This is a genomic window from Desulfococcus sp. (genome assembly GCF_050178255.1).
In the GTDB taxonomy this organism is placed as follows: domain Bacteria; phylum Desulfobacterota; class Desulfobacteria; order Desulfobacterales; family Desulfococcaceae; genus Desulfococcus; species Desulfococcus multivorans.
This window is the reverse complement of the sequence record NZ_JBFXGG010000001.1, coordinates 100,633-112,692: the sequence shown is the minus strand read 5'-3', so window position 1 is coordinate 112,692 and position 12,060 is coordinate 100,633. Positions and strand designations below refer to the sequence as shown.

At 55.3% G+C, this 12,060-nt stretch carries 8 protein-coding genes; all 8 read left to right on the top strand.

Annotation, left to right across the window (positions count from 1 at the left end):
* Window positions 1-209: 209 nt before the first annotated feature.
* The 8 genes from AB7S84_RS00485 to ilvD all read left to right on the top strand — a co-directional run bounded on the left by AB7S84_RS00485 (window position 210) and on the right by ilvD (window position 12,048).
* Window positions 210-1,754, top strand: coding sequence for an Rne/Rng family ribonuclease (locus AB7S84_RS00485; protein ID WP_020875150.1), 1,545 nt, complete (start codon window positions 210-212; stop codon window positions 1,752-1,754).
* 71 nt (window positions 1,755-1,825) lie between these two features.
* A complete protein-coding gene (locus AB7S84_RS00480; RefSeq protein WP_020875151.1) occupies window positions 1,826-3,274 on the top strand; it encodes a hypothetical protein in 1,449 nt (482 codons plus the stop codon).
* 139 nt (window positions 3,275-3,413) lie between these two features.
* The gene (yajC, locus tag AB7S84_RS00475) at window positions 3,414-3,785 is read left to right on the top strand and encodes a preprotein translocase subunit YajC (RefSeq protein ID WP_020875152.1); all 372 of its coding nucleotides are present in this window, start codon (window positions 3,414-3,416) and stop codon (window positions 3,783-3,785) included.
* A 152-nt stretch (window positions 3,786-3,937) separates the two neighbouring features.
* A complete protein-coding gene (gene secD, locus AB7S84_RS00470; RefSeq protein WP_020875153.1) occupies window positions 3,938-5,512 on the top strand; it encodes a protein translocase subunit SecD in 1,575 nt (524 codons plus the stop codon).
* 62 nt (window positions 5,513-5,574) lie between these two features.
* Window positions 5,575-6,615 carry a protein translocase subunit SecF gene (gene secF, locus AB7S84_RS00465; RefSeq protein WP_428152693.1) on the top strand — a complete coding sequence of 347 codons (1,041 nt, stop codon included), beginning with the start codon at window positions 5,575-5,577 and terminating at the stop codon, window positions 6,613-6,615.
* A 20-nt stretch (window positions 6,616-6,635) separates the two neighbouring features.
* On the top strand, window positions 6,636-7,799 hold the full coding sequence (dprA, locus tag AB7S84_RS00460; RefSeq protein ID WP_428152691.1) for a DNA-processing protein DprA: 1,164 nt from the start codon (window positions 6,636-6,638) through the stop codon (window positions 7,797-7,799).
* Complete coding sequence (gene topA, locus AB7S84_RS00455) at window positions 7,796-10,096, top strand: type I DNA topoisomerase (protein ID WP_020875156.1); 2,301 nt, start codon at window positions 7,796-7,798, stop codon at window positions 10,094-10,096. The genes dprA and topA overlap by 4 nt, the downstream gene beginning before the upstream one ends.
* 272 nt (window positions 10,097-10,368) lie before the next feature.
* On the top strand, window positions 10,369-12,048 hold the full coding sequence (gene ilvD, locus AB7S84_RS00450; RefSeq protein WP_020875157.1) for a dihydroxy-acid dehydratase: 1,680 nt from the start codon (window positions 10,369-10,371) through the stop codon (window positions 12,046-12,048).
* Window positions 12,049-12,060 lie beyond the last annotated feature (12 nt).

The following is a 12,060-nucleotide window of genomic DNA, read 5'->3' as shown; positions in this document are numbered from 1 at the left end:
GGAAATGAAACGCTGCGCAGATATCGAAGTTCTGCGGGATCGTTATGATTGGCACTCTTCCCGGCGCCGGTCAATAAAGAATTTGTTTGACTTGTACGATCTAATTGCCTATTCAATCATGGAATTATCATCGGCATGAACCGATAGATCCATGGACCTCCCGATAATGATTTTGGCAAGGCCTGGCGATGACGGCATATTGAGAGCATATGTCGACGAAGGAGGTCGCCGTCAAAATCACTATCCGGAAGTCTATACAATTCATCTTCGAGAAGGGACAGACACCACGCCATATGAGCAGCAAAATCCTTATCAACGCCGTTGATCACGACGAATGCCGCATTGCCAAGGTTACGGACAGCAAACTGGAAGAGTTCAATATAGAAAACGCGGCCAGGGAGATCACCCACGGCAATATCTACAAAGGCATCATCACCCGGATCGAGCCCGGGCTTCAATCCGTATTTGTAGATTACGGCGCCGAACGGCACGGCTTTCTTCAAAAGCATGAAATTCACAGTGACTATTTCCAGGACAATCGTACCGGAGAGGATTCCATCAGCAATCTCGTTCGGCGGGGACAGGAACTCCTGGTTCAGGTGACCAAGGACCCCATCCTCAACAAGGGGGCCATGCTGACAACTTTCATCTCCCTGCCGGGACGTTACATCGTCCTGATGCCCGGAAGCAAGAACAAGGGCATTTCCCGGAAGATCGAGGACGAAGAGGAACGCAATCGCCTTAAAGAACTCCTCGGCATGCTCAAAATCCCGGACGGTTTCGGTCTCATTATTCGAACGGCCGGGGCAAGCTGCACCAAAACCCGCCTGGCGAAAGACCTCAGGTATCTCCTCACGCTCTGGAAAAACATCAACAAGAAAGGTATCGGCGAAAGCGCGCCTGCCCTGCTTTACAAGGAGCGTCATCTCGTCCTCCGCTCCATCCGGGATTCCTTCACCCACGATGTGAAGGAGATCCTCGTCGACACGGAATCGGTCTATCAGGAAATCAAAGATTTCATCCATATCATCTCGCCCAAGCATACCCGAATCGTAAAGCTCTACAAAGGGGACAAACCCATCTTTACCAAATATGAGCTGGAAGACCAGATTGCGTCCATTTACGAAAACCGGGTCGATCTGAAATCCGGCGGTTCCATCGTCATCGATCCTACCGAAGCGCTGGTCGCCATTGACGTCAACTCCGGGAAAAGCACCCAGAAACGCTCCATCGAGCAGACAGCGTTCTCCACCAACATCGAGGCCGCCGAGGAGATCGCGCGTCAGTTGAGACTCAGGGATCTGGGGGGGCTGATCGTCATCGATTTCATCGACATGCGGGAGTCCAAGCACAAACTGGAGGTAGAGCGGAACCTCAAATCTTTCATCAAACTGGACAAGGCCCGCATCAAGGTCGGACGGATTTCCCGTTTCGGCCTTCTCGAGATGTCCCGGCAGCGGATCCGCCCCTCCATCGAGTTCGGCAATTTCCAACCCTGTAAATATTGCGGTGGAAAGGGGCAGTTGCCTTCAACGGAAATGCTGGGGCTCAACATTCTGCGAAGACTGCAACTGGAAACATTGAAACAGGGAATCACCCGCGTCAAGGGCGTCGTACCTCTTGACGTCGCCGATTATCTGCTGAATAAGAAGAGAAGGGAGATTCTCGACCTGGAGGTTCGCCGCGACATCAGCATTCTCATAGAGGGGGATGCGGCCATGCTTCCCAAAGAGAGCACGATTACCAGCGAGTGATACGCTGCGTCGGGAGCGGATTCCGACCCTGGAATGAGCATGGAACGCGGTTTTTTGAAAGAGGGGGGCTTATGTCGAACTATCAGAGCGGCAGTAATCGAACATTCAAGATAATCCTCATACTGACCATTCTTCTGGTATTGGCGGTGGGCATCGGATGGTTCTGGTGGATGCAAAAAACCCATGCCCCGGCAACAACGCCCCTTCCGCCCCATTCTTCCCAAACCGTCCCGGAGGGTGAATCGCCGTCCGCGGGAATGGCGTTGGATTCCGTCGAGACAACGCAATCGCCGGGCCCCGTCGTTCACTACGACATCACCGACGATGAGTTCAAAAAGCTGATGTCCGAGAGAAAAGCCCAATTCGGACTGAAAGACAGCGTCGACATGATTGTCGAATCGGGCGAGACCCTCGAGGTCGGCGGAATCTCGCTTTCCATGGAGGAGATTCTCGAAAAAATCCGGATCAAGAGTGGAACGATATCGGAATCGGATCTGGGCCCCACCCTCTCCACCCTGAACGAAAAGGAGCGGATCGACCGCCTTTATACCCAGCTCAGAGAGAGCGAAAAACGCTTTGAGGCGTTGGAAGATGAACTCGAAAAAGCATCGCCGGATACACCTGATCTGGCGAAAAAGCTCAAGGAACACGAAAGCCTCCGAGAGGTGGTAAACGACTACCATGCGTACCGCAGCGCTCTTTCGGCGATTCGCGAATGGGAACTCGTCCGGAAACGCAGGGAATCAGGAGGAAACCCGGCTGAAGAAGCGGCCGTTCTGACCTTGCAGAAAACAGACCTCGAACGCCGCCTGACTGCTGGGATGGAATTCCCGGCGACGGATCCGGCGGTGGAAGACCGGCTGCTTGAGATTCTGAACGAATCCCGAACCCGATTGAAAGAAATCGATGAAGCCCTTACCGAAATCAAGGATCTGGCCGCCGCACCGACTCTCGTCCGGGAACGGACCGAGCTCGTCGATCGGATCACCGCGCTGGAAACATACGAAACCGTGCTCAACAGAATCGACAAACTTGAGACCTTTTCGACGATGACGGATGCCGAGGCAACGGCAAACATCGATGCAATATTGCAGGACCTTCACGTCACAGCCGACGAATTGGAGGATCGTCTGACGGATCGGCTGGTTCCCGATGCAAAAACCGAGGTCTACGGCATCTACATCGTCCGCCCCGGCGACAACATCTGGAATATCCATTTTCAATTTCTGAAGGAAAACTTCGCATCCAGAGGTATCCTCCTGTCCCCCGTCGCCGACGAACCCAACGAAAGGGGCGTCAGTTCAGGGGTGGGGAAAATTCTGAAATTCGCGGAGGGGATGGTTTACATCTACAACCTTCGTGAGCGCCGCCTTTCGGACAACGTCAACATCATTCAGCCCATGACCAAGATCATCGTTTTCAATATGGCCAAGGCCATCGATTTAATCAAGAAAATCGAGCGGGATGATATCAAGCGCATTCAGTTCGACGGGGAAACGCTCTGGCTGCCCGCAGAATAAAGGCCGGCATGGGCGTGCGCAAGGGAAAAAAATGGAAACCATTTGACGAACGTGGATATTTAAAGTATATGTGCGCCGTTTTGTTTACAAGAATCGGTCATTTGGAATTAAACTATATATTTTTTCAAGGAGGTTTGTTGTGATCGATATCGCTTATGCAATGGCCCCGCCTGCCGGCGGCGGCTCCGGAGGGGCCGGCGGGTTCGCCTCTTTCGTCCCCCTGATATTGATGTTCGTGATCTTCTATTTCCTGTTGATTCGTCCCCAACAGAAAAAGGCGAAGCAGCATCGCGAGATGGTCAATAATTTAAAAAAAGGCGACCGGATCATGACCAACGGAGGTCTTTACGGCCGAATCGTCGGTCTGGACGGAGACGCCATATCCCTCGAGATTGCCGATAAAGTCCGGGTCAAAATCAATCGGGGTTATGTCGGGTCCCTGCTTCAGGATACACCCCAAAAGCAGTCGAACAAAAACGACAAAGATTCCGACGATCTAAAATCCAAATAGATAGAGTATCCTCTTTAAAACCCCGTTTTAAATCGAGATGATTTTCGTTGTCCATCTCGTTTATCGGGGTTTTTCGCTATTGGTCAGTGGATTGCCCCCATCCTCGTTTGCCGGATGCATTGACCAAATCCACTCGTGAAAGGAACGGATCATTGAAGAACATCTCATGGAGGCTGATAATCGTTGGCATCGTCCTGACGGCTGCGGTCGTTTATCTTCTCCCGACAATCGCACCGGGTATGTGGCCACACAAACAGATCAATCTCGGGCTGGATCTCCAAGGCGGCATGCACCTCGTTCTCGAGGTCGATACGGATAAGGCCGTCGAAGGCACCGTAGGTCGTCTGACCCAGGAAATTCGAGACGCCCTCAAAAGCGAGCGGCTCAGATACACCCGGCTCGATCGGGTCGAGGGAAACGTCATCGTCCTCTCGATCCCGTCGACCGAGGATGAAAAAGTCAATGCCGTCCTGGACGGTGAGTTTCCCGAGCTGCGAATGATAGCGACATCCCGGGAAAACGATGCCGTCACATTGAGGATGGATTTGCCGGAAAAGGAAGTCGAGGGCATCAAGACCATGGCCGTGGCCCAGGCTCTGGAGACCATCCGGAACCGGATCGATCAGTTCGGCGTGAGCGAACCGGATATCCGGAATCAGGGTGAGAATCGTATCCTCATCCAACTTCCCGGCATTCGAGACACCCAACGGGCCAAAGAGTTGATCGGGCGAACCGCACAGCTGGAGTTCAAGCTTCTGGACGAGGTAAACACGCCCCAGGATTATGTCGATAAAACGCCTCCTCCGGGAACCGAGCTGTTGTGGCAGATCGACCGGGATCCCAATACCCGTCGGGAGATCAAGACCCCCTTTCTGGTCAAGAAAAACGCGGTGCTGACCGGCGCTTACCTGACCGATGCCCGGGTCCAGATCGATTCCCAGTACAACGAACCCTATGTTTCCATCAATTTTGATCGCAAGGGTGCACGAATATTCGAAAAGATCAGCGGCGAAAACGTCAGGAAGCGGCTGGCCATCGTGTTGGACGACAAGGTTTACTCGGCGCCGGTCATTCAGGAACGGATCAGCGGCGGCGAAGCCCGCATCACCGGTAATTTCACCGCGGAGGAGGCCAGGGATCTGGCCATCGTTCTGCGGGCGGGCGCACTTCCCGCCCCCGTAAAAGTGATGGAAGAACGCACCGTCGGGCCGTCCCTGGGCTCGGACTCCATTCGTAAGGGGCTTTTTTCCATGATCGTGGGCAGCATCCTGGTGGTGATCTTCATGGTCGTTTATTACAACATGTCCGGGCTCATCGCCGATCTCGCGCTCATTCTCAACATCGTGTTCATTGCGGCAGGGCTTGCCGTCTTTCAGGCGACGCTGACAATGCCGGGCATTGCGGGGATCATCCTGACCATCGGCATGGCCGTGGATGCCAACGTCCTCATCTTCGAACGCATCCGGGAAGAGCTGCGGATCGGCAAAACACAGCATTCGGCCGTCAACGCGGGCTACGACCGCGCCACCCTGACCATCATGGACGCCAATGTGACGACCCTCATCGCCGCCTTGGTTCTGTTTCAGTTCGGTACCGGCCCCGTCAAGGGATTTGCCGTCACCCTAAGCCTGGGAGTGATCTCAAGTCTCTTTACGGCGCTTTTCGTGACGAAAATCGTTTTCGATTATCTGCTCGTCAACCGCCGGGTCAAAAAAATCAGCATATGAATTCCGGGCGTGTAATCGGCAAGCCTTACTGGACCGAACCCATCAACCGAGGATAACGAACCATGCAGTTTATCAAATCCGACATCAATATCGACTTTATCGGCAGAAGGAACATCGCATACTGCATCTCCGGTGTACTGCTGCTGTTGAGCATCGCCACCCTTCTTTTCCACGGCGGCCCCAAATACGGCATCGATTTTGCCGGTGGCACGGTCATTCAGGTCAAATTCGACAGCGCCGTCACTGCGGCTTCGATCAGAAAAGGGCTGGAAGAGATCGGCATCACGCAACCGACGGTTCAGGTTTTCGGAGAGGCGCAAGACCATGAGTTCCTCATCCGGAGCGATGTTTCCGAAGAAGTCTCGGAGGAGTTGCAGAACCGGATCGGAGAGACCTTGAAAACCGCCACGGGAAGCGATGTCGAGATCCGACGCGTGGAGATGGTGGGTCCGCAGGTGGGCAAGGACTTGCGGGAAAAAGCGCTTTTCGCCATGTTTTACGCCCTGCTGTTCATCACCATCTACATTTCGGGCCGATTCGAGCTCAAATGGGTACAGTCCGGGATCATGGTGGCCGTCCTCATCGGTGCGGTCTACCTGCTATCTCTTCTTAAAGTGAGCATCCCTTTTCTGATCTTGTCGGCCCTGATCGTCAGCCTGGTGCTGTTCTGGTTCCTGCAGTTCAAATACGCCATGGGCGCCATCGTGGCGCTGATCCATGACGTCACCATTACCGTGGGCGTATTCTCTCTGTTCGACAAAGAGTTTTCTCTCCCGATTATCGCAGCCCTTCTGACCATCATCGGGTATTCCCTCAACGACACCATCATCGTCTTTGACCGCATCCGGGAAAACCTTAAAAAAATCAGCAAAAATTCTCTGGATATCATCATTAATCAAAGCATCAACGAGACCCTTTCCCGGACGATCCTGACCTCCTCAACCACGCTGGTCGTGGTATTGGCGCTCTTTTTTCTGGGCGGCGGCATCATTCACGATTTCGCTTTCGCGCTGATCATCGGCATCGGTATCGGCACCTATTCGTCCATCTTCGTTGCCAGTCCGATTCTTCTGGCATGGCAGAAAGCCGTCGGGAAACGATAGGCGCGAAGGGCTCGAAGACGTTGGATCCGTTGGCATCCGAATCCTTGAACAGTCTGACCGCCTGGTTCAGATTGCGAAGCGTTCCAGGGGTCGGCAACTATCTGTTCAAACGGCTCGTAGATCGATTCGGTTCACCAGACGAGGTCTTTCAGGCCGCTATCGAGGTACTTCAGTCGGTCGACGGCGTCTCACGGCGCCTGGCAGTCGCCATCAAGGCTCATCCTCTGACGGAGGCCGTCAAAAAAGAACTTGCACTGTTAAAACGAAGTGCTTACTCCATTATTACGATGAACGACCCGGACTATCCGGGTCTTTTACTTGAAATCCCCGATCCGCCTCCGTTTCTGTATGTCTATGGAGACCTGGGCGACGGCATGCACAACATCGCCGTAGTCGGGTCGCGCAGCGCCACGGCTTACGGCCGCGCCACAGCGCGGAAACTCTGCTCGGAAATAGCCTCGGCCGGCTTCACCGTCGTCAGCGGCCTGGCCCTGGGCATCGATACGGCCGCCCATGAGGGTGCTCTGGCGGCCGGGGGAAAAACCATAGCCGTTCTGGGAACCGGTCTCGACCAGGTTTATCCGGCGGCGAATCGGCATCTATGTCACCAAATCGCCAGGTCCGGAGCGGTTATCACCGAATTTCCTCTCAAAGCGGGCCCTGATGCACATCATTTCCCTGTCCGGAACAGAATCATCAGCGGTATCTCCCTGGGAACCGTCGTCGTGGAGGCGGCCCGGAAAAGCGGGTCGCTGATCACCGCCCGACTGGCCGCGGAGCAAAACCGCGAGGTTTTCGCGGTCCCCGGCAGTGTGCATTCGACAAAGAGTGTCGGCACCCACTTTCTCATCAAACAGGGGGCGAAGCTGGTGGAAACCGTGGACGATATCTTCGAAGAATTCCCCACCGCCGTAACGCACGCGACGGCGGGCTCTTCGACATTGGGGACGGAACGATCTCAAGACCCGCTCCTTTCCGCCGAGGAGCGGCGGGTCATATCGGCCCTCGGGCCCTATCCGATTCATATCGACGCCCTGGTTCGAAGTCTCGACATGGATGCGGGAAAGCTTTCGGCCGTTTTGATGCAAATGGAATTGAAGGGCCTTGTGGTCCAGGCACCGGGAAAAATGTTTTTAATCGAATCAGATACCCTAAACAGCGTTAATGAAAAGCGTCAAGGATGAATGCGGTGAGCAGTAAACCACTTGTTGTCGTCGAATCTCCGACCAAGGTCAAAACCATCAAAAAATATCTGGGCAGCAACTACAACGTTGCCGCAACCGTCGGTCACATCAAGGATCTGCCTTCCAAGGAAATGGGCATAGACATCGAAAAGGATTTTCAGCCCCAGTACCGGGTTATTCCAGGCAAACAGAAGGTGATCTCTTCCTTGAAAAAGGAGGCCGGGGATGCCGAAGATATCTATCTGGCCCCCGACCCGGACCGGGAGGGCGAAGCCATTGCATGGCATACGGCCGAAGTGCTCAAAAAGAAGGGCCGCCGTTTTCATCGGGTCCTGTTTCACGAATTGACGGAAACCGGTATCCGCGAGGCCATGAAATCGCCTGAAGCCCTGAACGACAACAAATATCATGCCCAGAAGGCACGACGGATTCTCGACCGGCTGGTGGGATATCAGATATCTCCGCTCTTGTGGCGTAAGGTCAAAAACGGTCTGAGCGCGGGACGCGTCCAGTCGGTCGCCGTCCGCATTATCTGCGAACGGGAAAAAGCGATTCAGGTTTTCAGGCCTGAGGAGTATTGGACCATCACCGCCCGCTTATCGGCCGATACGCCGCCCCCCTTCACGGCAAAACTGGCGAAAAAGGACGGTCGGAAGCTGACCATCCCCGACGAAGCCTCGGCGGAAGCGATTCTGTCGGAGCTGGCGGGGCAGCAGATCGTCGTGGAGAAGGTCCTCCGAAAAACGACGCGGCGAAACCCGCTTCCACCTTTCACCACAAGCAAACTCCAGCAGGACGCCATACGAAAGCTGAGATTCTCGGCCAAGAAAACCATGATGGTGGCCCAACAGTTGTATGAAGGCATCGAACTGGCCTCCGGAGAACCGACGGGCGTCATCACCTACATGAGGACCGATTCCACACGGATCGCCGCTGAAGCCGCGGAAGAAGCGCTGAAGCTGATACGGGAACAATTCGGCGAGGCCTACGCCATCCAGCGGCCCCGATTCTTCAAAAATCGCAAAAAGGTCCAGGATGCCCACGAGGCAATCCGTCCCACCTCGGTACATCATACGCCTGACAGCGTCAAATCTTACCTGAATCAAGACCAACTTGCGCTTTATACGCTGATCTGGAAACGATTCGTGGCCTCCCAGATGCAGCCCGCCCTCATCGACAACACCTCACTGACCATCCGTATCGGCGCTTACCAGTTCAAAGCCAGCGGCTCAACCGTGAAATTTCCCGGATTCATGGTGCTTTACCAGGCGGCCGAGGACAATGACCGTCCCGAGCCGGACAAGACAATTCTGCCGGACCTTCCCGAAGGGACAGTGCTCAATCTCGACGGATACGATCCCAAACAACATTTTACCCAACCGCCGCCAAGGTTCTCCGAAGCCTCCCTGGTCAAGGAACTGGAAGAAAACGGCATCGGTCGGCCCAGCACCTATGCCGCCATTCTCTCAACCATCCAGGAGAAGGGGTATGTGGAGAAACAGAAAGGATATTTTCGTCCCAGCGAACTGGGTCTCATCGTCAACGATCTCGTGGTCAAGAGCTTCCCGGATATTTTTAATGTGGAGTTCACCGCAAAGATGGAGGATGATCTGGATCGTGTTGAAGCAGCTGAAATCGATGCCAAAATGATTCTTCATGATTTCTACGCGCCCTTCTCCTCCGAGTTGGAAGCCGCCGACCAGAGCATGCTCAGCATGAAAGGCGTAGGTGCCTCCACCGGCATCAAATGTCCCCAGTGCGGCAGCGAACTCCATATCAAAGTCGGTAAAAACGGTCCATTCCTTGCCTGCAGCAGCTATCCCGAGTGCAATTTCAGTCGGGATTACACCCGCGACGAAAAGGGCAACATCCAGATCATCGAACCCGTCTCCGAGGATGCCGTCGACAAGGCTTGCGAGAAATGCGGAAAACCCATGGTCATCAAGCGCGGGCGTTACGGCACCTTCCTGGCCTGCAGCGGCTACCCCGAGTGCAAGTATACCCAGTCCGCCAGCACGGACGTCGGGGGGCAGTCCACCGGCGTCAAATGCCCGGAAGAAGGGTGTACCGGTGAACTGGTCGAACGACGGTCCAAGCGGGGAAAGGTTTTCTATGGGTGCAGCCGCTTCCCGGATTGCAAATATGCCATCTGGGATAAACCCGTCAATCGTTCCTGCCCTCAGTGCGGTGCGCAATTCATGGTCGAAAAAACTACAAAGAAAGACGGTACGTTTCTGATGTGTCTCAACCCCGCCTGCGGCTTCAGAAACACTGGCGGCGATGACGAGGCATCGTGAAAAGACCGCAATTCACCCGAATCGAACAAAAAAGTTGACAGGGACTTCAAAGCCTGTTACGAGCTATATAATCTATACAAAAGGAATTTCGTTCAGTGTCCAACATCGTCATTATCAGCATTATTATTCTCGTTCTCCTTCTTGGGGTACTCCTTCCCATCGAGGCAGAAAAGGGTTGATAATGGCCTGACGAAAACACAACAGAACACTTCAGAATCCGTTATCAGCCCAGTGCCGATAACGGATTTTTTTTGGAAGAAAGACGGCAACCCATGAAAAGCGACAATGCGAAAAAGGGCCTGGAAAGGGCACCCCATCGGGCGCTCTTCAAAGCCATGGGCTATACCGATGTCGAGATCGAGAGACCCCTTGTCGGCATCGCCAATTCAGTGAACAGCATCGTTCCCGGCCACATCCATCTCGATAAGATCGTTGAAGCGGTCAAGGCCGGGATCTACATGGCCGGCGGGACGCCCGTGGAATTCGGCGTCATCGGCGTATGCGACGGCATCGCCATGAACCACATCGGCATGAAATACTCGTTGGGAAGCCGGGAACTCATCGCCGATTCCATCGAGGTCATGGCCACGGCCCATGCCCTCGATGCATTGGTGCTGGTGCCTAACTGCGACAAAATCGTTCCGGGAATGCTCATGGCGGCCGCGCGTCTCGATCTTCCTGCGGTGGTGGTCAGCGGCGGTGCCATGCTGGCCGGCCGTCATCCCAGAACCGGTGAAAAAGTGGATCTGATCACCGTTTTCGAATCGGTCGGCGCCGTCAAATCCGGCCGTATGACCGAATCCGAGCTTCTGGAGATCGAGGAGGCAGCCTGCCCCACCTGCGGCTCCTGCTCCGGCATGTTCACGGCCAACTCCATGAACTGCCTTACGGAAGCCATTGGCCTGGGTCTGCCCGGCAACGGCACCATCCCGTCTGTCATGGCCGCCAGGATCCGCCTGGCCAAACAGGCGGGCATGCGGGTGATGACGCTCCTCGAACGGGAGATCACGCCGCGAAAAATCCTGACGGAAAGCGCCTTTCAAAATGCCCTGGCCGTCGACATGGCCCTGGGGTGCTCGACCAACACCGTCCTCCACCTGGCAGCCATCGCCCGGGAGGCGGGGGTGGATATGGATCTGAATCTCATCAACACGGTGAGTCGAAAGACCCCCCATCTCTGTTCCCTCAGCCCCGGCGGAAAGGATCATATCGAAGACCTTAACCGCGCCGGCGGTATTCCCGCCGTCATGAAGGAATTGTCAAAGGTCGGACGAATCCACCTAGACGTCCTCACCGTCACGGGCGAAACGGTCGGCACCAACATCGCCGATGCCGCGGTGTTGGACCGTGAGGTCATCCGTCCGGTGGATGATCCTTACCACGCCGAGGGCGGATTGGCGGTTCTTTTTGGAAATCTGGCCCCCGAAGGATGCGTCGTCAAGCAGTCCGCGGTGCGGGAAGAGATGATGCGCCACGAGGGACCGGCACGCGTGTTCGATTCTGAAGAAGCGGCGTCCGGCGCCATCATGGCCGGAAAGATCCAAAAGGGGGACGTCGTCGTTATTCGATACGAGGGCCCCATGGGGGGTCCGGGCATGCGTGAGATGCTGACCCCAACGTCCACCATCGCCGGCATGGGCCTGGACGCCCATGTCGCCCTGCTGACCGACGGGCGATTTTCCGGCGGCACCCGCGGTGCGTCCATCGGGCACGTTTCGCCGGAGGCCATGGCCGGCGGTCCCATCGCTCTGGTACGGGAGGGGGATGTCATCGCCGTCGACATCCCGGAAAAAACCCTCACTCTGAAGGTATCCGATAAAGTCCTCGCCGCAAGAAAGGCGGAGTGGCGCGCCCCCGATCCCAGGATCACCCGCGGATACATGGCCCGGTACGCGCAGATGGTCTCTTCGGCCAGCCGCGGCGCCGTGGTCGAAAACCCGCGGCGGGTGTGAACCGATGCGTTT